This window comes from Citrobacter sp. Awk 2 (genome assembly GCF_028069815.1).
Classification (GTDB): domain Bacteria; phylum Pseudomonadota; class Gammaproteobacteria; order Enterobacterales; family Enterobacteriaceae; genus Citrobacter.
In genome coordinates this window covers 28,704-54,380 of record NZ_JANEWL010000012.1, presented here as the reverse complement: position 1 = coordinate 54,380, position 25,677 = coordinate 28,704, and the positions used below count along the sequence as shown (strand labels likewise).

Annotated in this window: 21 protein-coding genes; 9 read left to right on the top strand and 12 right to left on the bottom strand. The window is 50.9% G+C overall.

Annotated features, from left to right (window positions below; all coding sequences use genetic code 11):
- The first annotated feature begins 14 nt into the window (after positions 1-14).
- Both NNO02_RS05555 and NNO02_RS05550 read left to right on the top strand, forming a co-directional pair.
- Positions 15-1,205, top strand: coding sequence for a Bcr/CflA family multidrug efflux MFS transporter (locus NNO02_RS05555; protein WP_271440090.1), 1,191 nt, complete (start codon positions 15-17; stop codon positions 1,203-1,205).
- A gap of 333 nt (positions 1,206-1,538) precedes the next feature.
- A complete protein-coding gene (locus tag NNO02_RS05550) occupies positions 1,539-1,883 on the top strand; it encodes a YejG family protein (RefSeq protein WP_137384093.1) in 345 nt (114 codons plus the stop codon).
- 3 nt (positions 1,884-1,886) lie between these two features.
- Here NNO02_RS05550 and yejF read toward each other — a convergent pair whose 3' ends face one another.
- The 9 genes from yejF to NNO02_RS05505 form a co-directional block, all read right to left on the bottom strand.
- Positions 1,887-3,476 (bottom strand): microcin C ABC transporter ATP-binding protein YejF, encoded by a 1,590-nt coding sequence (gene yejF / locus NNO02_RS05545; protein ID WP_271454367.1) that lies wholly within the window; start codon positions 3,474-3,476, stop codon positions 1,887-1,889.
- A 1-nt stretch (position 3,477) separates the two neighbouring features.
- Positions 3,478-4,503, bottom strand: coding sequence for an ABC transporter permease (locus NNO02_RS05540; RefSeq protein ID WP_271440088.1), 1,026 nt, complete (start codon positions 4,501-4,503; stop codon positions 3,478-3,480).
- Entirely contained in the window at positions 4,503-5,597 is a 1,095-nt protein-coding gene (locus NNO02_RS05535; RefSeq protein WP_040230596.1) for a microcin C ABC transporter permease YejB, read from the bottom strand. The genes NNO02_RS05540 and NNO02_RS05535 overlap by 1 nt, the downstream gene beginning before the upstream one ends.
- Entirely contained in the window at positions 5,598-7,412 is a 1,815-nt protein-coding gene (locus NNO02_RS05530; protein ID WP_271454366.1) for an extracellular solute-binding protein, read from the bottom strand.
- A 100-nt stretch (positions 7,413-7,512) separates the two neighbouring features.
- On the bottom strand, positions 7,513-9,072 hold the full coding sequence (locus NNO02_RS05525; protein ID WP_271454365.1) for a cyclic di-GMP phosphodiesterase: 1,560 nt from the start codon (positions 9,070-9,072) through the stop codon (positions 7,513-7,515).
- 182 nt (positions 9,073-9,254) lie between these two features.
- Positions 9,255-9,824, bottom strand: a complete 570-nt coding sequence (gene mepS, locus NNO02_RS05520) for a bifunctional murein DD-endopeptidase/murein LD-carboxypeptidase (RefSeq protein WP_121584825.1) — start codon at positions 9,822-9,824, stop codon at positions 9,255-9,257.
- A 413-nt stretch (positions 9,825-10,237) separates the two neighbouring features.
- The gene (locus tag NNO02_RS05515; protein WP_271440085.1) at positions 10,238-10,951 is read right to left on the bottom strand and encodes a phosphatase PAP2 family protein; all 714 of its coding nucleotides are present in this window, start codon (positions 10,949-10,951) and stop codon (positions 10,238-10,240) included.
- A 34-nt stretch (positions 10,952-10,985) separates the two neighbouring features.
- Positions 10,986-11,972, bottom strand: a complete 987-nt coding sequence (locus NNO02_RS05510) for a CobW family GTP-binding protein (RefSeq protein WP_271440084.1) — start codon at positions 11,970-11,972, stop codon at positions 10,986-10,988.
- 119 nt (positions 11,973-12,091) lie between these two features.
- Complete coding sequence (locus NNO02_RS05505) at positions 12,092-13,558, bottom strand: mannitol dehydrogenase family protein (protein WP_271454364.1); 1,467 nt, start codon at positions 13,556-13,558, stop codon at positions 12,092-12,094.
- A 202-nt stretch (positions 13,559-13,760) separates the two neighbouring features.
- On the opposite strand from NNO02_RS05505, the gene uxuA reads away from it, so the two are divergent.
- Entirely contained in the window at positions 13,761-14,951 is a 1,191-nt protein-coding gene (uxuA, locus tag NNO02_RS05500) for a mannonate dehydratase (protein ID WP_271440082.1), read from the top strand.
- Positions 14,952-15,022: 71 nt separating this feature from the next.
- Here uxuA and pdxR read toward each other — a convergent pair whose 3' ends face one another.
- On the bottom strand, positions 15,023-16,504 hold the full coding sequence (pdxR, locus tag NNO02_RS05495) for a MocR-like pyridoxine biosynthesis transcription factor PdxR (RefSeq protein ID WP_271454363.1): 1,482 nt from the start codon (positions 16,502-16,504) through the stop codon (positions 15,023-15,025).
- Positions 16,505-16,671: 167 nt separating this feature from the next.
- Here pdxR and torC point away from each other — a divergent pair, with 167 nt between their 5' ends.
- Genes torC through torD form a run of 3 tightly spaced genes read left to right on the top strand, consistent with a single transcriptional unit; the run spans position 16,672 to position 20,935 of the window.
- Positions 16,672-17,802, top strand: a complete 1,131-nt coding sequence (gene torC, locus NNO02_RS05490) for a pentaheme c-type cytochrome TorC (RefSeq protein WP_271454362.1) — start codon at positions 16,672-16,674, stop codon at positions 17,800-17,802.
- A 12-nt stretch (positions 17,803-17,814) separates the two neighbouring features.
- A complete protein-coding gene (gene torA, locus NNO02_RS05485; protein WP_271454361.1) occupies positions 17,815-20,313 on the top strand; it encodes a trimethylamine-N-oxide reductase TorA in 2,499 nt (832 codons plus the stop codon).
- Entirely contained in the window at positions 20,303-20,935 is a 633-nt protein-coding gene (gene torD, locus NNO02_RS05480; protein ID WP_271454360.1) for a molecular chaperone TorD, read from the top strand. The genes torA and torD overlap by 11 nt, the downstream gene beginning before the upstream one ends.
- 55 nt (positions 20,936-20,990) lie before the next feature.
- Here torD and yeiP read toward each other — a convergent pair whose 3' ends face one another.
- A complete protein-coding gene (yeiP, locus tag NNO02_RS05475) occupies positions 20,991-21,563 on the bottom strand; it encodes an elongation factor P-like protein YeiP (protein ID WP_271454359.1) in 573 nt (190 codons plus the stop codon).
- A gap of 235 nt (positions 21,564-21,798) precedes the next feature.
- Here yeiP and NNO02_RS05470 point away from each other — a divergent pair, with 235 nt between their 5' ends.
- Complete coding sequence (locus NNO02_RS05470; RefSeq protein ID WP_005129254.1) at positions 21,799-22,053, top strand: YkgJ family cysteine cluster protein; 255 nt, start codon at positions 21,799-21,801, stop codon at positions 22,051-22,053.
- Here the strand turns inward: NNO02_RS05470 and setB are convergent.
- Positions 22,050-23,231 carry a sugar efflux transporter SetB gene (gene setB / locus NNO02_RS05465; protein ID WP_271440075.1) on the bottom strand — a complete coding sequence of 394 codons (1,182 nt, stop codon included), beginning with the start codon at positions 23,229-23,231 and terminating at the stop codon, positions 22,050-22,052. The two genes, NNO02_RS05470 and setB, sit on opposite strands and share 4 nt — an antisense overlap.
- Positions 23,232-23,599: 368 nt before the next feature.
- Here setB and fruB point away from each other — a divergent pair, with 368 nt between their 5' ends.
- Both fruB and fruK read left to right on the top strand, forming a co-directional pair.
- Positions 23,600-24,730, top strand: a complete 1,131-nt coding sequence (fruB, locus tag NNO02_RS05460; RefSeq protein ID WP_137384080.1) for a fused PTS fructose transporter subunit IIA/HPr protein — start codon at positions 23,600-23,602, stop codon at positions 24,728-24,730.
- A complete protein-coding gene (gene fruK / locus NNO02_RS05455) occupies positions 24,730-25,668 on the top strand; it encodes a 1-phosphofructokinase (protein ID WP_003027446.1) in 939 nt (312 codons plus the stop codon). The genes fruB and fruK overlap by 1 nt, the downstream gene beginning before the upstream one ends.
- Positions 25,669-25,677: the final 9 nt, after the last annotated feature.

The window sequence follows — 25,677 nt, the reverse complement described above, 5'->3', positions numbered from 1 at the left end:
ATCAGGAGCTAAATGTGACCACCCGGCAGAACTCTTCAATTGCCATTGTTTTTATCCTTGGCTTGTTGGCCATGTTGATGCCGTTGTCGATCGATATGTATCTTCCGGCACTGCCGGTGATCTCTGCTCAATTTGGCGTGCCGGCAGGCAGTGCACAAATGACCCTCAGTACCTATATTCTGGGGTTCGCGGTGGGGCAGTTGATCTATGGGCCGATGGCCGACAGCATCGGGCGTAAACCGGTGATACTGGGAGGGACCCTGGTGTTTGCGGCGGCAGCGGTCGCCTGTGCGTTGGCGCAAACTATCGATCAGTTGATCACTATGCGTTTCTTCCACGGTCTGGCGGCTGCGGCGGCAAGCGTGGTCATCAATGCCCTGATGCGCGACATCTATCCGAAGGAAGAATTCTCGCGCATGATGTCATTTGTCATGCTGGTGACGACGATTGCACCACTGATGGCACCTATTGTGGGCGGTTGGGTGCTGGTATGGCTGAGTTGGCACTATATCTTCTGGATCCTCGCTGTGGCGGCGATTCTGGCCTCGGTGATGATCTTTACGCTGATCAAAGAGACCTTGCCCGTTGAGCGCCGTCAGCCGTTTCGCTTGCGTACTACTCTGGGCAACTTTGCCTCGCTGTTTCGCCACAAGCGCGTCCTGAGTTACATGCTGGCCAGTGGGTTTAGCTTTGCAGGGATGTTTTCTTTCCTGAGTGCAGGCCCCTTTGTCTACATTGAAATCAACCATGTTTCACCACAGCACTTCGGTTATTACTTTGCACTGAACATCGTTTTCCTGTTTGTGATGACAATCATTAACAGTCGCTTTGTTCGTCGGGTTGGTGCACTAAATATGTTCCGTACCGGGCTGTGGATCCAGTTTGTGATGGCGGGCTGGATGGTATTCAGCGCACTGTTCGGCGTTGGATTCTGGGCTCTGGTTGTCGGTGTTGCGGCGTTTGTAGGTTGCGTGTCGATGGTGTCATCAAATGCGATGGCGGTCATTCTGGATGAGTTTCCGCACATGGCCGGGACAGCCTCATCGTTGGCGGGGACGTTTCGTTTTGGTATCGGCGCTGTTGTTGGCGCGCTCTTGTCACTGGCGACCTTTAACTCAGCCTGGCCAATGATTTGGTCGATTGCGTTTTGCGCCACCAGCTCAATTCTCTTCTATCTCTACGCCAGTCGCAGCAAAAAACGGTGATCTAATACACAACCTGGGGGCTATAACGCCTCCGGAGTTGATGCATATCAACCGCAAATCCATCATTCCCCCCAGTAATGTTTATTTTATGTAAAATCAATTTATGTAAAAAGTCACATCATTGTAGTTAAAAAGGTTGAGTTAGATCGCAGAAACGCGTACATATAGCGCGGAAACATGCCGTACCCATTGAATAAATTTAAATACGGGGTTCGGAAAGCGGCTTAAGGACAGGGTGTAAACGTTTACCAACTGTCTAAAGACGTATTGTCAATGATGTGTTAATATTGATGTAAAATAATTGTGAAGTGACTGTGCTTCCAGGGAAAGAAAGTGATGACATTACAACTCTCAATCGTTCATCGTCTGCCGCAGTGCTATCGTTGGTCGGTGGGTTTCGCAGGCTCAAAAGTTGAACCGATTCCGCAAAATGGCCAAAGTACGGAAAATAGTCTGGTAGCGTTAAAATTACTCAGTCCCGATGGTGACAGTGCGTGGTCAGTCATGCATAAACTCAGCCAGGCGCTTAGCGATATTGAAGTTCCTTGTTCCGTACTGGAATGTGAAGGGGAACCGTGTCTGTTTGTGAATCGCCAGGATGAGTTTGCCGCGACCTGCAGGCTGAAAAATTTCGGTGTGGCCATCGCAGAACCTTTTTCAAACAACAATCCGTTTTGAGCGTCAGCTTAGCGCGAGCAGCTGACGCGTATAGGCCTGTTGTGGCGCGTTAAATACGTGCTCGCATTGCCCCTGTTCCACGACCTCTCCCTGCCGCAACACAATAACCTGATGGCATAACGCACGTACAACATGCAAATCATGGCTGATAAAGATATAGGCCAGACGATGCTTTTCCTGTAAGGACTTTAACAGCGTGAGGATTTGCGCCTGTACGGTTCTGTCGAGCGAGGATGTCGGCTCATCCAGAATGATCAGCGAGGGTTTGAGAATCAATGCCCTGGCAATGGCTATGCGTTGGCGTTGACCACCGGAAAACTCTGCAGGATAGCGATGGCGCGTTTCGCTATCGAGTCCGACTTCAGCCATCACGGCTTTTACCTGCGCTTCACGCTGTTCAGCGGAAAGCGTTGGCTGGTGAACGCGCAATCCCTCTTCAATAATTTGTAATACGCTCAAACGCGGATTCAGTGACGAGTTGGGGTCCTGAAAGACAACCTGAATGCGGTGGCGTACTGGCAACAGTTGGCGACGATTTAAGGTATGCAGCGCCAGACCATCGAACACAATACTGCCTTGTGATGTGATTAATCGCAGCAGCGCCAGACCGGTGGTACTTTTCCCGGATCCTGATTCGCCCACCAGCCCCAGTGTTTCACCGGGCCTGAGGGTAAAACTGACGTTGTTAACCACCACATTATGATCCACCACGCGCTTGAGGATACCCTTGCGTACAGGGAAGGCGACGCTGAGCCCATTCACTTCCAGTAATGGCGGTTGTCCGGCGGGTAAAGGGACTGGATCGCCAGAGGGTTCACTATTTAACAGTTTCTGCGTGTAGGTATGGGTTGGTGCAGCAAGCAATGGCTCGGCACGGTTTTGTTCAACGCATTGACCGTTCTGCATGACGGCAATGGAATCGGCCAGCTTTCTTACGATGCTAAGATTATGAGTGATGAACAGCAATCCCATGTTCAGCTCACGCTGCAATTCTCGCAGCAGTTGCAGAATTTGCGCCTGCACAGAGACATCCAGCGCGGTTGTGGGTTCGTCGGCAATCAACAGCTCCGGGCGGGTTAACAGCGCCATAGCAATCATTACGCGCTGGCGCTCACCGCCGGAAAGCTGGTGCGGATAATCTGTAAGGCGTTTTGCTGCATGGCGAATGCCTACACGATCCAGACAGGTCAGAATTTCTGCCCGTGCGGCTTCCCGACGCATTCCCCTATGCAACGACAGGACTTCATAGAGCTGTTTTTCAAGGTTATGCAATGGGTTTAACGATACCATTGGCTCCTGGAAAATCATGGCGATTTTATTTCCCCGTACACCGCGAAGTGTCTGCTCGTTAGCGTGAAGTAATGATTCACCGTGAAAGCGGATATCACCGGAGAGGTACACCGCAGGCGGCGTAGGCAACAGACGCAACACCGAAAGCGCGGTGACGCTCTTACCTGAACCAGATTCACCCACCAGCGCCAGCGTTTGCCCGGCATCAACGCGCAAAGAGAGTGTGTTGACTACAGTGCGTACGGTATCTTGTTGACGAAAACCGACGGATAAATTCTCAATGGCTAACAGAGGTTGTGTCATCTTAAATCGCCTTATTGGGATCAAATGCGTCGCGTACCGCTTCACCAATAAAAATCAGTAGCGATAATAAGAGGGCAACGGAGACAAACGCGGTGATCCCAAGCCACGGGGCCTGAAGGTTATTTTTACCCTGCAACAGCAATTCTCCCAGTGATGGAGAGCCGAGCGGTAATCCGAACCCGAGAAAATCCAGCGAGGTGAGCGTGGTGATTGAGGCGCATAAAATAAACGGTAAAAAGGTCAGGGCGGCAACCATCGCATTCGGCAACATATGACGCAAAATAATACTGCGATCGCTAACCCCGAGCGCTTGCGCTGCGCGAATGTAATCAAAGTTTCGGGTGCGCAGAAATTCCGCGCGTACCACGCCAACCAGGCTCATCCAGCCAAACAGCACGGTGATCGCTAATAGCCACCAGAAGTTAGGCTGAACGACGCTGGAGAGCAAAATAATCAGAAACAGCGTTGGCATACCAGACCACACTTCGATGAACCGTTGCCCCCACAGGTCTACCTTACCGCCATAATATCCCTGTAGTGCGCCGGCCATCACCCCCATGACGCTGGAACACAGGGTCAGCATTAAGCCAAACAGAATTGAGATGCGGGTGCCGTAAAGGATACGCGCCAGCACGTCACCACCATTTGCGTCAGTACCCAGCCAGTTTTGCGCCGAGGGCGGAGAGGGGAAGGGCTTATCGGTGGCAAAGTTGATGCTGGTAGCGCCGAACCGGATGGGGGCCCATAGTATCCAACCCTGGCTCTCCAGACGGTGTTGTAGCCACGGATCCTGGTAATCAGCCTTTGTTGCTAATGGGCCGCCGAAATCGCTCTCACTGTAGTTTTTAACCAGAGGGACATACCAGCTGCCGTCATAGCGAACCAATAGCGGCTTATCATTCGCGATCAGCTCGGAACATATGCTCAGGCCAAACAACACCAAAAAAATCCATAATGACCAGTAGCCGCGGCGGTTATGACGAAAACGCGCCCAGCGGGCCTGATTGACGGGGCTTAATCGCGACATTAGCGTCCCTCGAAATCAATACGAGGATCGACCAACGTATAGCTGATATCACTGAGGATATTGAGCAACAGGCCGATCAGGGTGAAGATGTAGAGTGTGCCGAACATCACCGGGTAGTCGCGCGATACGGTAGATTCATATCCCAGTAATCCCAGACCATTAAGCGAAAACATCACTTCGATCAGCAGCGAACCGGTGAAAAACATGCTGATAAATGTGGCGGGAAATCCTGCGATTACCAGCAACATGGCATTGCGGAACACATGCTTCCATAGAATATTTTTCTCACTAACGCCTTTGGCACGCGCAGTAACGACATATTGCTTACGTACCTCATCCAGAAATGAGTTTTTAGTCAGCATGGTCAGCGCGGCGAACCCACCCACCACGGTTGCCAGCACCGGCAGGGTAATGTGCCACAGATAATCGGTAATTTTTTGATACCAGGGCAGGGCGTCAAAATTAGCGGACACCAGTCCACGTAGCGGGAACAGGTCGTAATAGCTGCCCCCGGCAAAAAAGACGATCAGCAAAATAGCGAACAGGAATGCGGGGATGGCGTAGCCGATAATAATGAAAGCACTGCTCCAGACGTCAAAACGACTACCGTTGTGGACCGCTTTGCGGATACCAAGTGGAATCGACACCAGATAGATGATGAGTGTACTCCAGAGCCCCAGAGTAACGGAGACCGGGAGGCTGTCTTTGATTAGCGTAAGAACAGAGGCGCTGCGAAACAGACTGTCGCCAAAATCAAAACGGATATAGTCCCAGAGCATCTTGAAATAGCGTTCATGGATGGGTTTATCGAATCCGTAGCGACGGGTTATTTCCGCAATAACCTCCGGGTCAAGGCCCCGGCCGCCACGGTAGTTACTGTCGCTGATATTCCCAACGCCGGTTTGCGCGTGGCTGGCACGCACACCTTCACTGCCCGCACCGGGCAACGCACCGCTTTGTCCGAACTCAATGGCGGCGACAGCCTGCTCAACAGGACCGCCAGGTGCAATCTGTACGATAAAAAAGTTGATAGTAATGATGGCCCAGAGCGTGGGGATCACCAGCAGCAGACGTCGAATCAGATAAGCGCCCATTTACTCTCCCTGTCTTCTGGCTGCGGGAAGTTTCGCCGCTTTGTTGACGTCATACCACCAGTTGTCGATGCCAATGGTATAAATCGGGCGGATAGCCGGATGCGAAAACTTATCCCACCAGGCTATACGATCCTCTGCCATGTACCACATCGGCAACATGTAGTAGTTCCAGGTTAATACCCGGTCCAGTGCCCGCCCCAACGGGATCAGTTTGGCTTTATTCCCTTGTGCGGCAATGATCTGGCTAATCAGTTTATCAATGACCGGGCTTTGCACACCGGGCGCGTTATAACTGGAATCTATATATTCAGAGGCCCAGAGAATTTGCAGGTCTGAGCTTGGCCATGGCATTGCGCGATAGAGCCTGGGCATCATGTCATAGTCACGGCTGCGCAAACGGTTAGTGATTTGCGAGTTATCGACCTGGCGGATATTCATCGTAATACCTAACCGCTGTAGGTTATGCTGGAATGGCAATACCCACTGGCTGTTGCTGCCTGCCGGGAGTAATAACTCGAAGGTCAGCGGTTTACCGCTGGTGCTATTTATCCGTTGTTGCCCTTTCAGTATCCATCCCGCCTGTTGGAGTAACGTATCGGCTTTCAACAGGTTTTCACGATCGTAGCCATCGCCTTTCGACATCGGCGGTTGATAGATTTGACTGAAAACTTCCGGTGGCAGATCTTTTTTCATTGGCGCAAGGATCACCAGTTCATCCGCATCGGGATAACTTCTGGCCGCATACTCGGTGTTCTGGAAATAGCTGTTTGTCCGACTCCAGGCATTATAAAACAGGGCCTTATTCATCCATTCAAAATCGAAGGCCAGCGTAATCGCTTCCCGTACTCGTCGGTCACTAAACATTGGACGTTGAGTATTAAAGGCTAACCATCGTGTGTCCTGTGCGGACTCATTCTTTTGTTCGTCTTTGACAATGTAATGATTCGCGAAATTCTTACCGGTATAACGGGTTGCCCAATTTTTTGCATCGTTTTCAAGTCGCAGGTCGAATGCTCCAGCCTTAAACGCTTCAAAAGCGACGTTATCATCTAAATAGTAATCGTAGCGGATGGTATCAAAGTTCCAGCGCCCGCGATTGACGGGCAGGTTTGCCGCCCAATAATCTTTAACACGCGAATAAACAATGTACTGTCCCATTTTCCATTGACTGATGCGATAAGGGCCGCTGGCAAGGGGGGGAGACGACAAGGGGTCGCTGAGCTTGTGATCTTTCCAGTACTTTTCGGGCATAACGGGTAAGGAAAACAGGCTGAGCATATCCTCTTTGCCCGGTTTGGCGAGTTCAATTCGCACTGTTAACGGGGCAATTGCTTTTACCGTTGTTCCTTTGTAGACCAAACGAAACTGCGGTACGCCTTCGGTCATAAATTTATGGAAGGTGAATTCGACATCGCGTGCGGTAATGGGAGAACCATCGTGAAAACGGGCCCGCGGATTAATCGCGATTTCTACCCATGAGTAATCATCGGCGTAACGTGCTCTGTCAGCGATAAGCGGGTAGTAGCTGCCGGGTTCATCATCCGAGGTGGTAAACAGTGTATCGTAGAGCGTTTCGGTGCGTGCGCCAGGGTTGCCGCGCATCGAGTAGCGGTTGAAGTTGTCAAAGGTACCAATGGAGGAGAGGGTGAGCTGCCCGCCTTTGGGGGCCGCAGGGTTAACATAATCAAAGTGATTAAAATTAAATGCGTACTTGGGTTCGCCCAACACGGCAAAGGCGTAGCTTTCTTTGATGGATTGGGCATGAACGTTAAACCCGATAAGGGCGATAAACAGAAGCAGTACGCGAGGCATCATATCACAGAGGTTTCCTTGTCCTGCCACAACCCGACAGGCTTCTTGCCCGAGAAATAGCGGTTGGGGTGGCGAGCGAAAATATATGAATCGCCTGGTGCGATCACCACGTTGGCTTATCGGGTTGCGCCATCCAACGCACAAAATCATCAAGCATTAATGGGCGGCTGATCCAGTATCCCTGGAAGAAATGAACCCCGCGATCGCGTAGCCATCGGGCTTGCTCTGGCGTTTCTACCCCTTCAGCAACCGTCAGCATATTAAGACGCTTAGACAGTGTCAACACCGCATCCAGTACCGGAGACGTTAGCGTTTCTGTACCAATGGCGTTGATAAATCCTCGGTCGATTTTCAGATAGTCAACGGTAAAGCGTTCCAGATAAATGAGTGCGCTGTGGCCAGTGCCGAAATCATCAATGGCAATTTCGAATCCGGCAGAGTGTAGCCATTCAAAAAGCTTTGATGCCTCGTGCTGATTGAGCATATCGCGTTCGGTGATTTCCAGTACAACCTGGAAATGGCGTGGCGGCAGGGAGGCATTCAGGTGCTGGATATCGTCTTTAAAGCTCTCACCATGCAGGTGCGTTGGCGCGATGTTGAGCCCGAGTTTTGCACCTTGCGGTAACACTTTTTTTAATGCAGGGGCATCACGGGCCACCAGTTTGAACAGATGCTGCGTCAGCGGCACGATCATTTGTTGTGATTCAGCGTAGTGAATAAACGCATCTGGCGGTATCTCACCTGTTGTCGGGTGGCGCCAGCGTAACAATACTTCTACGCCTTTTACTTCCAGCGTCGCCATTTCAACGACCGGTTGGTAGACCACATAAAACTGATCGTGTTTGATGGCGTTGAGAATATCTTTTCCCGGGCGTAAACGAATGGCGTAGATGTAGTACCACAAAAGCAACCCAGTCATGATCCCGGCCATACATCCCAACATGACGGCATACCAGACGTCAGTGTACGTCCACTCTTGTGCGTATAGCCGAATCTTCATGGGGATCCCTTTCAGCGTCGTCTGACGCCAGGTGGTATCCGGAAGTGCGGAGACGTCTATCAGTTGGGATGAAAATGTCGTGATAGCGGTATCACCGACAATAATCGCAATACCGTCAAAATCATCTTCTCGGGCGGTATAGAGCAGGTAAGGTGCCAGATTGATATTCAGTGAGGAAAACACGCCACTATTATTAAATGAAGGATTCCGGTGCCAAATCATGATCGCCGGTTTGTCAGGCATCATCGGGGTACCGGACAGCAATTCCACATCGACATCTTTGTGGATATCCAGCTTCGGAATCAGCGACAGAATAGGCGAATCCATCGCGCCAGTTGCGGAGGAGCAGAAAGCAATACCCTCTTTTACCAACAAAAAAGCGCGTACATTGAGGTTAAACGCTGCGCTGGCGGTCAGCTTGGCGGCAACTTGTTGGCAATTGTATGAGACCAGCGGTTGCAGGGCATCTGTTGTGCTTTTGAGGTCTGAGAGGTAACTGCTGATGTAATATTCGATATCGGAAAGAAGCGTTTCGTACTTAACATCTCGTTTGTGCCAGGTGGCAAAAAACTGCAGGGTGCTGACAAGTACCGCGACGGCTACCCCCGTAAAAATACAGGTAAAAAGGACATTTCGACTGGAAGATGAAGGACGTCTGAACATAGTTCCTTATGTTTACCTGGGGTATCTGCTTATTATTAAACGGCTTGATCTGTAAAACTATAACCTGGATTGATTCGTATAGTGAGATTTTTCTTAAACATAGCGCAACGCAAAAAGCACTGCCGAAGCAGTGCTTTTGATAAGTCTCATCAGGATAGCCAAGGGATAGCTGCCAAACGAAATTAACTGCGGCTCAGGACCCGGCGAGCTTCGTTGTAACGTTTTTTCCAGTAAGGCTCGTTCATGCTGGAAATGATAACGCCACTGCTGGTCGAGGCATGTACAAACTGGTTATTGCCGATATAGATACCGACGTGACGGCCGGTGGAACCCGCACGGAACAGAACCAGATCGCCTGTGCGCAGATTAGTGCGCGAAACGGATTTGCCCGTTTCCTGTTGCTCGTAGGTTGAGCGCGGAAGCTCTAAACCAAATTGCTCGCGGAACGTACGCTGTACGAAGCTTGAACAATCAATACCTTTTTTAGTGCTGCCGCCAAGGCGGTAACGCACGCCTTTCCAGTCAGCGTATTGATCCATAATACGTGATTTAACATCGATATTACGTACCATACTTTCAAATTCATCCTGAGAGGCTTGCAGTGAAGAGTTATCTCCATTACCCACAGCATGCGTCTCAGAATGCATATTCTTCGCGGTGTTTGTTGTGCTACATGCAGAAAGCAGAACCGCAACTGCTATCGCGGGAATCCCCCGCAAGATATATCTCAAAATCGGTTGAGATTTGACCATTTTGTTTGTTTTCCCTTGAAGTCCTTAACGATAAATATCGTTATAAAAAATGCCAAACGTGACGAGACTAATTACCAACGCATGATGAGACAATTCTTTAAGGTCAAATCTGTGGCAGAACGCACAAATTTATTCTTATAGTGAATAATTATCCCGCGAGGCAAAACGAGTCTGAGGTTACCCGATCGCTCCGGTCATTGCGAGTGATTTTATGTGATTTCTTATAAGAAAAAGTGATACAGAAAGTGAATAAACTGCATTGGCTAAATTAAGAACAGATAGAGTAAAAAACACGCAATTCATTCATTTTAAACAGGAATAATATGACAGGAGAATGACAGTCAGAATGATAAATTCCCGGCAGATATCATCAGGAAATCAGAAGTATCCCTGATGATGTTAATTACTCTGCGTTATTTGTTTAAAAATTGTTTATTTTTACCGGGAAGATAATGGGCAAACAGCATAACCAGGCGATCGCTTAATGGCGTCATTAACCACCAGGGCAAGCCAATCAATACGACGGTCATTGAACCTACCACGATATCTGTGAGCCAATGCGCGCCGATCATTACGCGTGGAAAGGCAAAAACCACAGTGATAATAAGGCCGATTATTCCTGCGACTTTTCCGAAATAACGCAGCATAAATGCGGAAAAAATAAGCAGCATCATACCGTGATCGCCAGGAAAACTGTCTCTGGACGCATCTTTTGTTGAAATATGCAGCAGCTCGCTGACGCGATTAATATTATCGAATGTGAGAGTGGGGCTGGCGCGCTTAACCGGAATAAGCGCCTGGCCCAACTGGTTTAATATCACCGCAGTTAGCAGCATCACCAGCCCAATTGCCACAATACGGCGACGACCTTCCTGCGTTTCTTTTAGCCAAAAACTCAGCATTAATGTACCCATCGCCAATAATGAACAGCCGTCAAATGCCCGGTTATTGGTGACAGCGACAATCCACAGAAAGAGCGGGCTCTCAACCAGCTTATGATTGAAGAAGTGGAAGATGCCCGAATCAAGAGAAAACCAGAACCCATGCCCGTGTGGAAGGTACCAGGACAGAAATAGCGCCAGACCAGCAATATTAAGCAGGAGTATTTGTGGGTATCGGGTTTTCATCGTCGTTTACCATTGCCATAAAACGGAGGCAACCTTACGCGCCAACGTCTAAACGAAGCCTCAACAATGCACTCTGTAATGCATTCCAGTCGGTCTCGGTATCGGAGATGAGTTCAATACGGCTATCAGGAGGAGCGACGTTTTGCGTCTCAATATGCCAGTCCTCACCCTGACGATTGATACGCACCAGCCCCTCTTTAATACGCATCACTCCCTTCACACGCCCAACAGGGGCGAGACGTGACCATTCCAGCAGGCCGATGGTATCGAACACCGTGTCAGCGTCAAAAATCCAGCCGCAGGCCTGATGCCCCTGACCGCTGTTCAGACTGCGACGCCAGCGTTGCTGCGCAGGCAGGCTTAGAGCTGCCAGCCCTTTTTTATCAGCATGCTGGTGAGTATGTGCCGCGCTGGAAGGAAGCTCCGTCAGATTCAGCCGGGGCAAATCCAGTAATTGTCCGTCGATTTGCCCATGATCGGCGTGAACTAACTGGCGGTTGCCGCCGTAGTGTTGCCACCAGGTTTGCAGCGCAATTTCGCTTTCTGTCGTGGCACGATCGGATTTATTGGCAACGATGATATCGGCAGATGCCAACTGATCGCGGAAATTCTCATTCGCTACGCTTTTTTCATCCAGCAACAGGCGCGGATCAAGGATACAAATCGTTGCGCGCAAGTCGATCCACGGTTCGTAAACCGGCGCGGTCAGTAAATCCAGAATCTGTTTGGGATGTCCGAGACCGGTGGGCTCAATCAGCAGCCGATCCGGTTTTCCCTGACGTAACAGCGTATTGAGGCCAACCTGCATGGGCAAACCATTAACGCAGCACATACAGCCACCGGGGATCTCTTTGAGCAATGCGCCGCTATCAGCGAGCAGTGCGCCGTCGATACCCACTTCGCCAAACTCATTGACCAGAACGGCCCACTTCTCTGCGGGGTCTTTGTTGGCCAATAGATGAAGAATAGATGTGGTTTTGCCACTGCCGAGAAAACCCGTGATGAGATTGGTTTTAGTCACGTTTACTCCAGAATCATAAATTACCGTAATGGCTTTTAACAATCCTGGCGAAAAACGGGGGAAAAGAGAAGGGCATAGAGGACGAAGACGAACTTCGTCCTGTTTAATGGCAGAAATCGTTAACTTTTTAACGTCTCGATGACAGCCTGATGTGCACCGTACTGGGCGATACGTTGCCAGGCGCGTTCCACGGTATCGACGAATTGTGGGTTCTGTGCGAGGTCTGTGTCGAAGATTTCATGCAGTGAAAGCAGCGCGCTGACGCGTTCTGATTCCGTACTCTGTTCGACGATAGTGCGGATTTTGTCACTCATCGGGTCACGAATATCAATAATTGCACCTGAATCATCAATTCCGCTTACGTAGCGCATCCAGCCCGCAATGCCGAGTGCCAGCAGCGGCCACTCGCTTTGACGTGCTAAATGAACGCGAATCCCGTCCAGCATACGTTGGGGTAATTTTTGGCTGCCATCCATCGCGATTTGCCAGGTTTTATGTTTTAGCGCCGGATTGGCAAAGCGTTCCAGCAGGCTGTCGGCATACTGGTCTAAATCGACATTGGTGATGCGCAGCGTCGGGGCTTGTTCGCTGAGCATCAGGCGGTGAGCCGCTTCGCGAAATGTGGGGTCCTGCATACAGTCGCTGATATGCTGGAATCCCGCCAGATAGCCGAGGTAAGCGAGAAACGAATGGCTACCGTTCAGCATCCGTAGTTTCATTTGCTCCCACGGCAAAACATCATCAACCATCTGTACACCGGCCATTTCCCATTGCGGACGGCCGCTGACAAAATGGTCCTCAATGACCCACTGAATAAACGGCTCGCAACTGATTGCGCATGGGTCTGCCACGCCTAATTCGCGGGCAATTTCATCCAGTGATTCTTCAGTCGCTGCCGGGACAATCCGGTCTACCATGGTTCCCGGGAAACTGACGTGCTCCTGTATCCAGTTAGCCAACTCAGGCGAGCGATTCTCCGCCATTCCCAGTACGGCGTTTTTTACCACATGACCATTGTCCGGGATGTTATCACAGGAGAGGACAGTAAACGGTTGCAGCCCACGTTGACGTCGGCGGTGCAGTGCCTCAACAATAATACCCGGTGCAGAGTGGGGTTCATCCGGTACTTGCAGATCGTGAATAATACGCGGGTTAGTGATATCGAGTGACCCGGTGGCAGGATCGATACAGTAGCCTTTTTCCGTAATGGTTAACGAGACAATCGCGACCTGAGGCTCGCAGAATTTCTCAATAATAGCAGCCAGCGAATCCAGTTTTGCATTCAGGCACTCGTTGACGGCCCCGACGATAATTGGCTGGTTACCGGCCGCACCTTTTTCCAGCACGGTAAATAAATGATCCTGCTCGCGTAGCTGACTCATCAGTTGGTCGCCGCTGAACAGGCTGATCTCACAAATCCCCCAGTCTCCGCCCTGCGAATTTAGCACCCGGTCGGTCAATAACGCCTGATGGGCACGATGAAATGCACCGAAACCAAAATGTACGATCCGCGTTTTTAGCTGTTGGCGATCGTACTGAGGCATCACGACATTTTCCGCAAGAGACGCTGAGGCAATAGTCTTCATTAAATACACCTGATTAACCATTAATTAACAATGGCAGTATAAAGTTATATGACAACAAATTGAATTGGTGTGCCTCATTTATCCGGGTAATGTGAGCTGGATCAATCAATGATGGGCGATGTGTTGATCATGTACCGGATGCCTGTATGGTAGTCGTCATAAAAGTCGTTTAATTTGGTATAACAACTTGTGAGGTGAAGCAATGGAACAAACCTGGCGTTGGTACGGACCAAACGATCCAGTATCGCTTGATGATGTGCGTCAGGCTGGCGCAACGGGTGTTGTGACCGCCTTGCACCACATTCCAAACGGTGAAGTGTGGCCCGTAGAAGAAATTCAAAAGCGCCAGGCGATTCTGGCCGAAAAAGGGCTGACCTGGTCGGTGGTGGAAAGTATCCCTGTCCACGAAGACATCAAAACACAGTCCGGCCAATATCAGACGTGGATTGCAAACTACCAGCAAAGTATTCGAAACCTGGCGACCTGCGGCATTGATACCGTGTGCTACAACTTCATGCCGATCCTGGACTGGACGCGTACCGACCTTGAATATCAGCTACCGGATGGGTCCAAAGCGCTGCGTTTCGACCAGATTGCGTTTGCGGCTTTTGAATTGCACATTCTGCAACGTCCGGGGGCTGAAGCCGATTACACCGCTGAAGAGCAGCGTCAGGCGCTGGATTATTTCAATGCAATGACCGCTGCCGACATTGAAAAGCTGACCCGCAACATTATTGCTGGTCTGCCGGGTGCCGAAGAAGGTTATACGCTGGATCAATTCCGCGCGCGCCTGGCGGAATATGATGGGATCAGCAAAGACGATCTGCGCAATAACATGGCTGTATTCCTGCGGGCGATTGTGCCTGTTGCTGAGGAAGTTGGCGTACGTCTGGCAGTGCATCCTGATGATCCGCCACGGCCAATCCTCGGTCTGCCACGTATCGTGTCGACCATTGAAGATATGCAATGGCTGAAAGAAACGGTAGATAGCATCAATAATGGTTTCACCATGTGTACCGGCTCGTACGGCGTGCGCGCCGATAACGATCTGGTAAAAATGATTGAGACCTTTGGCGATCGTATTCACTTCACACACTTGCGTTCAACCTGCCGTGAAGAAAACCCGAAAACCTTCCACGAAGGCGCACACTTGCAGGGTGACGTGGATATGGTATCGGTGGTGGCAGCCATTTTGAGCGAAGAACAACGCCGTAAGAAAGCGGGTGATTTGCGTCCGATCCCAATGCGCCCGGATCATGGACATCAGATGCTTGACGATCTGCACAAGAAAACGAATCCGGGCTACTCCGCGATTGGTCGCCTGAAAGGGCTGGCAGAAGTTCGCGGCGTGGAGCTGGCGCTGAAAAAAACGCAGTTCCGCGATCTGCTGTAATTCGTTCAACACGAGACCATAAATTGCCGGATGGCGCTTGTACCGCCCCCCGGCAATACTCAGGTGCGTTGTTATTGCTGTAATAACGCACACATCTCCTGCTCCAGTACATTTAATACCTTTCTGAGGTGCGGCACCTGCAACCCGCCAAAACCAAAGAACATCACCGCATCGGAATTTTTTTGCCGCCAGGCTGTTTCTGAACCGTTTTCAATTTCCTGTAATGTATCAAAGCGTACCCCTGCCTGCAGGCAGCGTTGGCGTAGTTTTGCGATGACGTCAGGCGACCAGTTAATGCGTAATGAGAGATGTAACCCTGCCGAGGCACCATCGATCTTTCCTTCAGGGAACAGGGCTGATAAGCCATCACGCAGTAATGCGAGGCGTGCTGCGTAGTTGCTGGCTAGCTTGCCGAGATGAGTATAAAACACCTGGTTTTGCATTAACTCGGCTAAAAACTGCTGCAATAACCACTGGCTACCATTGTTGTTCAGCGCTTTCATATTTTGAACGGCGGGCAGCAGTTCATCAGGGCAAACGAGGTAACCGAGACGTGCCCCCGGTCCCAGCGTTTTTGAGAAGGTCCCCATGTAGATAACCCGGTTGTGGTAATCCATGGCTTTCAGTGCCGGAAGGGGATTCTCACCATACGTAAATACGGCGTCGTAATCGTCTTCAATAATCCAGGCGCCCACTCGCTGTGCCCACGTGAGTAATGACTTACGTCGTTCAAGTGACAGAACACTGCCCATTGGATACTGATGAGCGGGGGTCACATAACAAAGCTGGGTTTCAACCTCGGGTAAATTATCGGTGCACAGCCCGTGATTATCCACGGCAATAGACGTAATATCGGCACCATAATAATTAAACAGATGCCATGCGCCAGAATAACAAGGTGATTCGGCGACCACGTGACATTTTTTATTCTGGCTTAGGGTGTGATGAATAATAAATATTTGGCTGAGCAGTGATAATCCTTCCTGAATTCCATCAGTAATGATGATGTTTTGTGCACAGGTATTAATGCCGCGGGATAAATTAAGGTATCTGACAATTTGCTCACGTAATGAAAATAATCCGTTTGGTGAATGATATCGAGTCAGTAGCTGCTCTTTAAGTACGCTGGGGGCATTATTCCATTTACGCCAGCTTGACCAGGGAAACGCATTGGGGTCAGGGACACCCATCCGGCAATAGCACTCACGCCCCATTTCAGCGTAAACATCGGTAGAAACACCGGCAGGCTTAGGCTTTATCGGCGGTGAGCCTTCCGCAGATGGCACGTGTACCGGGGGACTACGCATAGGTGCCGTAAATGTGACTTCATAGCCGATACCCTGCCTGCTCTTAATAAAACCTGCCGCCATCAGTTTTTCATACGCCATCACTACCGTGATTTTGGCCACATTTAGCGTCTGTGCCTGCTCGCGGATAGAAGGCAGTTTATCCCCACAAAGCAAATCGCCTTGCTGAATTGCCTGAAAGTAAAATTGAAAGATCTGCAATTGTAGCGGGGTGCGACTTTCCCTATTGAGAGACAGTGTCAGCATGAGGAAATTCCTTGTTTAAACAATAACGCCATATTACACGTTTCAGCATATTGCTATTTTGACACGCCTCATAGAGTTAAGGCTGTTCCTATAATCTGAAATCGCTGTCTCTATTTTTGCTTTTTAATATCCCTTAGCGTGATGCTATTAAAAAAATGGAGGCAGGTATGTCGTGGATAAAAAAGAACGCGCTCTGGTGTGCGTTAGGTGGCGCAGTTGTAATGGCCATTTTAATTTGGGGAACATGGCAGGGAGTACATTACACCAGCACTACGGAGTTTTGTTTATCGTGCCACTCGATGCGCACACCAGGAGAGGAGTATAAGACCAGTGTGCATTTTCGTAATGCCTCTGGTGTACGGGCGGAGTGTAAGGATTGCCACATTCCCCCGGGAGTCGTCCCGACGCTTGTGCGCAAAACCGAAGCCTTAAACGATCTCTACCACACCTTTATCTCACCTTCGATTGATACCCCGGAAAAGTTCAATGCCAAACGGGCTGAGCTCGCCCAGCGAGAGTGGGCACGGATGAGTGCCAACAATTCGGCAGCCTGTAAATCGTGTCACAGCTATGAAGCGATGGATCATGGAAAACAATCCGCCAATGCCGCAGCACAGATGACGGCGGCGGCAGCGAAGGACAGCAACTGCATTGACTGTCACAAAGGGATCGCGCACCACAAACCGGACATGAGCAGTGGCTTTCGCGATCGCTACAAGCAGCTACAACAGCAGGGGGAAAAACTATCAACTGCGACGACGCTGTTTTCGTTAAGCGAAAAAACACTAACAGCTACGGCGGGGGCACCAGCAGGGAAAGCGCTGTTATTTCCGGCAACCCAGGTCAAGGTGCTGCAAAAAGAGGGGAACAACGTCCAGTTGGAAGTGACGGGCTGGCGTGAAAGCAAGGGGCGTGGGCGGGTGATCACCCAGTATATGGGCAAACGCGTATTCTCCGCAGTCCTTGATGCTTCACTGATGGAAAACGTGAAAGTCCTGCAAACCCAGACTGACCCTGGTTCGCATCAGGAATGGCAGCAGGTGAGTGTGACCGCATGGACCTCCGCGCAGGGACTCATCGATAGCATTACTCCGGTGTGGGAGTACTCGGATCAGATGCTGCAATCGACGTGTAGCGCCTGTCACAGCACGCCGCCAGCTACCCGATACACCGCCAATGGCTGGATTGCCGGACTGAAAGCGATGTCGACGTATTATCGACTCAATCCGGTGGAAGAACGTACGTTGTTGAAATACCTCCAGACCCACGCCAGTGATGTGTCTGAACCCAACAAATAATAAGGATAAGATATGGATATTCATGACTTTAATCCGTCACGCCGTCGTTTTCTGACCGGAATGCTGGCGGTTGGCGCAGCCAGTGCGCTGGCGCCTAATCCGCTGATATCAAAAGTATGGGCGGCGGGGGAAAACCCCGAACAATGGATCCAATCCGGCTCACATTATGGTGCTTTTGAAGCCAAAGTGGTTAACGGCGAGTGGACGGAAACGCGACCGTTCAAACATGACAAATACCCGTGCGATATGCTCAATGCGGTACGTGAAATCGTCTACAACCCTTCACGGGTTCGTTATCCGATGGTTCGACTGGACTGGTTACGCAAGCGTGAGAAGTCGGATCGTAGCCAGCGGGGAGATAATCGTTTTGTGCGGGTTAGCTGGGATCAGGCGCTGGACCTGTTTTATGAAGAGCTTGAGCGGGTGCAAAAAACCTACGGTTCATCCGGCGTCTTTACCGGGCTGGCGGATTGGCAAATGGTGGGCAAATACCACAAGGCTGGCGGTGCAATGGACAGAGGGCTCGGTTTGCATGGTAGCTATGTGACGACCGTAGGCGACTATTCAGCGGCTGCAGCCCAGGTTATCTTGCCGCATGTAATTGGTTCGCTTGAAGTCTATGAACAGCAAACCTCGCTGCCGCTGGTTATCGAGAACAGCAATACCATCGTACTGTGGGGCTGTGATCCCATTAAGAATTTGCAGATTGAATTTTTGGTTCCCGATCACGACGCGTTTGGCTACTGGCAGCAGATCAAAGAGGCCGTCGCCCAAGGCAAAATGCGCGTCATCAGCGTTGATCCGGTGCGGAGCAAATCACAAAATTTTCTGGGGTGTGAACAGCTGGCGTTACGACCACAAACCGATGTTGCGTTACTGCTGGCACTCGCACATACCCTGTATGAAGAAAAACTGTACGACACAGCATTCATTAACGACTACACCGTCGGCTTCGAGCAGTTTTTACCCTACCTGATGGGAGAAACAGACAAGCAACCGAAAAACGCCGAGTGGGCTGCGGAAATCTGTGGACTGACGGCGGATCAGATCCGTGATTTTGCCCGGCTGTTGGTGAAAGGCCGGACGCAGTTTATGGGCGGCTGGTGCGTACAGCGTATGCACCACGGCGAACAGTATCCCTGGATGCTGGTGGTGCTGGCCAGTATGGTCGGTCAAATTGGGTTACCGGGCGGCGGTGTGGGGTTCGGCTGGCACTATAACGGCGGAGGGACGGTGACGTCAGCCGGACCGGTACTTTCTGGTCTGGGGAGCATTAACAATCCGCCAGAAGCGAAGTATAAACCGGATTTTCGCGGTGTATCTGAGCATATCCCTACCTCACGTATTGTTGATTGCCTGCTGGAACCGGGCAAAAAGATCGCCTTTAACGGTGAGACGTTAATCTACCCTGACATTAAAATGGCGATCTTCAGCGCGGCTAACCCGTTCCACGCCCAGCAGGATCGCAACCGAATGATCGAGGCGTGGAAGAAACTGGAGACCGTGGTGGTGTTAGATCACCAATGGACCGCATCCTGTCGTTTTGCCGATATTGTCCTGCCTGTTACTACACGCTTTGAACGCAATGATATTGAGCAGTTTGGCACTCATTCGAATAAGGGGCTGATGGCGTTGCATCAGGTCGTCAAACCGCAATATGAAGCGCGGCATGATTTCGACGTGTTTGCCGGACTCTGTAAACGTTTTGACAAGGAGACGGTATACCGGGAAAACCGCGATGAAATGCAGTGGGTACAAGCGCTCTATGACGAAGGCGTCAAAATGGGTGCCTCGCTCGGTGTCACGTTGCCAGACTTTGACACGTTCTGGAAAGGTGAAGGGTATGTTGAATATCCCGCGGGACAACCGTGGGTTCGTCATGGCGAATTTCGCGATCAGCCCGATCTTAATCCTCTGGGTACACCATCAGGTTTGATTGAAATTTACAGCAAAACGATCGCCGGTTTTCAGTATGACGATTGCCCTGGGCATCCGGTGTGGATGGAGCCGTTTGAACGTAGCCATCAGGGTAAAAAAGACAAATATCCACTGCACCTGCAATCCTGCCATCCGGATAAACGCCTGCACTCCCAGTTGTGCTCAAGTGATGCTTTTCGCAGCACGTATGCGGTAGCCGGAAGAGAACCGCTTTACATCAGCGAGCAAGATGCTGCCGCGCGGGGTTTAAAAGCCGGGGATATTGCGCGGGTCTTTAACGCACGCGGTCAGGTGCTGGCGGGGGTGGTGATTAGCCCTGATTTTACCCCTGGCGTGATCCGCATTCATGAAGGGGCATGGTATTCCCCACTGGAAGGTGGGAAAGCCGGGACGCTATGTACCTATGGCGATCCAAATGTCCTGAGCGCAGATATTGGTACGTCTCAACTGGCGCAAGGGCCTTCAGCGCATACTGTGCTGGTGGATGTTGAGCGCTATCAGCAACACGTTCCACCGGTCACGGGATTTGGTGGGCCGGAGATAGTGAAAGAGGAGGGGGGAAATGCAGCATAACCTTATTTGTCAGCAACGCGCTGCGGTCTATCAGTGGTTTTCACAATTGCTGTTTCGTGAGCTGGACCAGAAACAACTCGCTCGTCTTGAAAGCGAGGATACCCGACAGTGGCTTGCGTCGCTGGCGGGTATCCCCGGGCTTTCGCTGGATGTTAAAAAACTGGAACGTAGCCTGACGCAGGTTCTGCGTCGTGAAAGCCGACAACTGGAGCTGGCCGCAGATTTTGCAACGTTATTTCTGCTGGCGCCGCCTGGCGGTGTTTCCCCGTATGCGGGACATTATCCGCACACAACGGCGGCTGAAGAACGTCGACAAATGAATGTGCTGTTGATTGAACATGGGCTGGCTGCGCAGGAAAATGAGCCTTCCGATCATATCGCTATACAGCTGGCATTGATGGCGAGGATGGTGACCAAAGAGGAAACGCTATCTGCACAATATTACTTTTTGCATCATCACATTATGTGTTGGGCACCCTTGTTTCGTGATAGCTGCCAGCAGCGTGATGAGGCGGGATTTTATGCGCGGGCGGTTAGCGTAATTGTGGGTTTTATACGGGAAGATGAGCAGTATCTGGAATCACTGTTAATGGATGATTTTTATCTCAGTAGTCAACGCTGAAAATGACAAAGGGACAGCCTGTGCTGTCCCTGAACGTCAATGTGTGGCAGAGATATTAGTCTGCGCGACCCATATAGCGGCGTTCTTCGATATGAATACGGATTTTCTCACTTGCACTCAGATACTCAGGAACCTGGATCACCAGGCCGGTGCTCAGGGTTGCTGGCTTGTTGCGCGCACTCGCTGAAGCACCTTTAATACCCGGTGCGGTTTCAACGATTTCCAGATCTACGGTCTGCGGCAGTTCAAGCGCCAGTAATTGGCCGTCCCAGGTCAGTACCTGCATGTCCGGCATCCCGCCTTCCGGGATGAACAGCAGCTCTTCTTCGATCTGGTCTTTGGTGAAGGTATACGGGGTATAGTCTTCTTTATCCATAAAGACATATTCGTTGCCATCGACGTAGGAGAAATCAACCCCGCGGCGGCTCAGGGTGACGGTATCCACGATATCGTCGCCTTTGAAGCGCTCTTCAACTTTCAGACCAGTACGGACATCAGAAAAACGCATTTTGTACAGCGTAGCTGCACCACGTGCGGACGGTGATTGAATATCGATATCTTTTACAATCAGCAGCTTGCCGTTGTAATTCAGTACCATACCTTTTTTAATTTCGTTCGCTCTTGGCATCGAAAAAATCCTGTAGTGAGGAGTGTCTAAAATATCGCGTCAAACTACTCGCGCCGGGGCATTCAGGCAAGCGGAATTCACACTTTTGCTGGTGCAAAAAAGGTGGTATACACTCCGCCCTTCTGGTTACCTCGTTGTTGGCTGTGTGCATGCCATCTTGAGGTACGCCGAATGAATTTGTGTATACTGTTCGCTACCTGAACAATCCGATGGTTTACCCTAAAGAGAATACTGTATGGAATGCCGTCCGGATTGTGGCGCATGTTGCACTGCGCCTTCTATCTCCAGCCCTATCCCTGGCATGCCTGATGGCAAGCCCGCCAATACGCCATGCGTTCAGCTAGATGAATCCCTGCGCTGTAAGATTTTTGCGTCTCCGTTGCGCCCAAAAGTGTGTGCCGGTTTGCAACCCAGTGCGGAAATGTGCGGTAAAACGACACACCAGGCCATGCTGTACCTTATTGAGCTTGAAGCGTTGACTGCACCTTAAACGTCTTTGATGCGCACCAGGCACACAACCGTCGCGACGATCATCACCAGCGCAAACCAGAATACGGCGTGGTAATTCCAGATTTCTGCAGCAATACCTGCCAACGAGCCGGCAATGATCCAGCCTACGCGGATGGTATTGGTGTACAGCGTTGTGGCTGATCCCGCCTGTCCCGGCATCAAATCCTGAAAATAAAGCATGCCAATCCCGCCGAGGATGCCGATGTAAATCGCGTTCAGCAACTGTAAGCCGAGCAAAACCGCCGGCGAATGTGCCAACAGCATGCCCGCATAAAAAAAGAACCCGGCGATGGCGGCAATTCTCATCAACAGACGTTTGCCCAGACGTTTCGCAAAATATCCGGCAATCAGCATGGTTGGGATTTCCAACCCTGCTGCGGTGCCCATCATGATACCGGCGAGTTTTTCAGGTAGATGCAGTTCGTTGATGATAAACAGCGGCATATTAATGATATAGAGGCTGTTGGTGCCCCACATTAATGTACAGATAGCAAAAAGCAGCAGCGTATCACGACGATTACGGCGTGGAGCCTCAACCGCACCTGTCGCGAGAGGTACGCTTTTGTTCATTGACGGTAAGAAAAACCAAACCATCACGCCGCAGACAACAAATGCCACCGCGGCGCTGAGATACATCACCGTAAAGCTGAACCCCATGGCCAGCGCGTAAGCCAACGGTGGGCCGATCACCCATGCCAGTGAAACCTGAGCACGTAAAATAGAGCTGAACATGACGGCTTCCCGGCCAGTGCGATCGGCATGTTCACGGGCGAGAGCAAACATTTGCGGGTTGGCGGTGGAGCCAAAGCTACTGAGGAATACACCGACAAACAGCAAAATAAAATAGTTTCGGTTCCAGGCAAACAGCACGCAGGCCAGCATGCCAAGTACGCAGCAAAAAACGATCAGGTTTTTACGATCGCCTTTTTTGTCAGAGCGTCCGGCCAGAAACTGACTTACCAAAATGCCGATGACGGCGCTCCCGGTAAAAAAGAAGCCCACCATTCCCGGACGAGCATGGACTTCATCGGTCAGAAAAAGGCTGAGCGTAGGTGTCTGCAATGCCCCGGCGATACCCGTGAGAAAAGCGACAAGCAGGAACGCCGAAGACGTTAAATCAAACGCCTTGGGTGTGGCGGCTACGGGGGTGTTATGCATGTTTAGCTATCAGTGGAGTGAAGAGAGGCGGAGTTTACGCTGCTCGCCAGAAAATAAACAGGGCACTAAATCAAAATCGATATGGAAAATCAAAATGTCATTTCAGTCTGAGAAGTCCACATGCTGACGATGCTGAAGTTGGGTAGCTGAACACGTTTTTGCGTCAGCTTGTTTCAAAGAGCCGTCGAGAAAATGTGCGGTATATCTAAATTCAGCAAGTTAATTGTTAACTTTACTTGCGTGCTGAAGCAGAAAGATCCAGACTCCTTGAAACGTTTCAGCGTCATCTTGCCTTAACTGATGGAGTCGGGTGACGCCTTTTTTCTCATGTTAGCTGAATCGTTTCAATTCAGCAGGAGAGGAGAATCATGTTCCAGTTATCTGTTCAGGATATTCACCCGGGCGAACAGGCCGGGAACAAAGAAGAGGCTATTCGCCAGGTTGCCGCAGCCCTGGTGCAAGCGGGCAACGTTGCGGACGGCTATGTCAATGGCATGCTGGCACGCGAACAACAAACATCGACGTTTCTCGGCAATGGTATTGCCATTCCTCACGGTACGACAGATACACGCGATCAGGTGCTGAAAACCGGGGTTCAGGTGTTTCAGTTTCCGCAAGGTGTGACGTGGGGCGAAGGTCAGGTTGCGTATGTGGCAATCGGCATTGCAGCCAGCTCAGATGAACACCTTGGGTTGCTGCGTCAGCTGACTCATGTATTGAGTGATGACTCGGTTGCGGAACAGTTGAAATCCGCCACCACGGCAGAAGAGTTGCGTGCATTGCTGATGGGCGAAAAGCAGAGCGAGCAGCTGAAGCTTGATAACGAAACGCTGTCGTTGGACGTCGTCGCCAATTCACTGGTGACGCTGCAGGCGCTGAACGCCGCACGTCTGAAAGAAGCCGGTGCAGTAGATGCCACCTTTGTGGCCAGAGCGATTAACGAGCAACCAATGAATCTTGGTCAGGGCATCTGGCTGAATGATTGTGCTGAAGGCAATGTGCGCAGCGCCGTCGCGGTCAGTCGTGCGGCAAGCGCATTTGACGTGCAGGGAGAAGCTGCTGCGCTGCTGGTTACTGTCGCGATGAATGATGACCAGCCCGTTGCGGTGCTGAAGCGTCTTGGCGATCTGTTGCTGAGCAATAAAGCTGACCGTTTGCTGAAGGCGGATGCTGCGACGGTGTTGGCGCTGCTGACCAGTGATGATGCATTAACTGATGATGTACTGAGTGCCGAGTTTGTAGTGCGTAATGAGCATGGTTTACATGCCCGTCCGGGCACCATGCTGGTGAATACGATTAAACAATTTAATAGTGAAATAACCGTGACAAATCTTGATGGAACCGGAAAACCGGCAAATGGACGCAGTTTGATGAAAGTGGTGGCATTGGGCGTGAAAAAAGGACACCACCTGCGCTTTACCGCACAGGGTGAGGATGCTGAACAGGCGCTGAAAGCCATTGGCGATGCCATCGCGGCAGGTCTTGGGGAGGGCGCATAATGAGCAGACGTGTTGCAACTATCACCCTGAACCCGGCTTATGATCTGGTCGGTTTTTGCCCTGAAATTGAACGCGGTGAAGTCAATCTGGTGAAAACGACCGGTCTGCATGCCGCGGGAAAAGGGATTAACGTCGCAAAAGTGCTTAAGGATTTGGGGATTGACGTGACGGTCGGCGGCTTTCTGGGGAAGGACAACCAGGATGGTTTTCAGCAATTGTTCAGTGAACTGGGCATCGCTAACCGTTTTCAAGTGGTGCAGGGGCGTACCCGTATTAATGTCAAGCTGACTGAAAAAGATGGTGAAGTTTCTGACTTCAATTTTTCCGGCTTTGAAGTCACGCCGGCTGACTGGGAACGCTTTGTGAATGACTCACTGAGCTGGCTGGGGCAATTCGATATGGTGTGCGTCAGCGGCAGCTTGCCGACCGGCGTGAGCCCTGAAGCATTCACTGACTGGATGACGCGCCTGCGCAGTCAGTGTCCATGCATTATCTTTGATAGTAGTCGTGAAGCGCTGGTCGCCGGGCTGAAAGCGGCTCCGTGGCTGGTGAAACCAAACCGTCGTGAACTGGAAATCTGGGCTGGCCGTAAGCTGCCAGAAATGAAAGATGTTATCGATGCGGCACATGCTCTGCGTGAACAAGGCATTGCGCACGTGGTGATTTCACTCGGTGCGGAAGGCGCTTTATGGGTTAACGCTTCGGGTGAATGGATTGCTAAACCACCGTCAGTTGAGGTGGTCAGCACTGTAGGTGCGGGTGATTCGATGGTTGGCGGTCTGATTTATGGCTTGCTGATGCGTGAATCCAGCGAACATACCCTGCGTCTGGCGACGGCAGTTGCCGCCCTGGCGGTAAGCCAAAGTAATGTTGGCATTACCGATCGTCCTCAGTTGGCCGCAATGATGGCGCGTGTCGACTTAAAACCGTTTAACTGACAGCAGGAG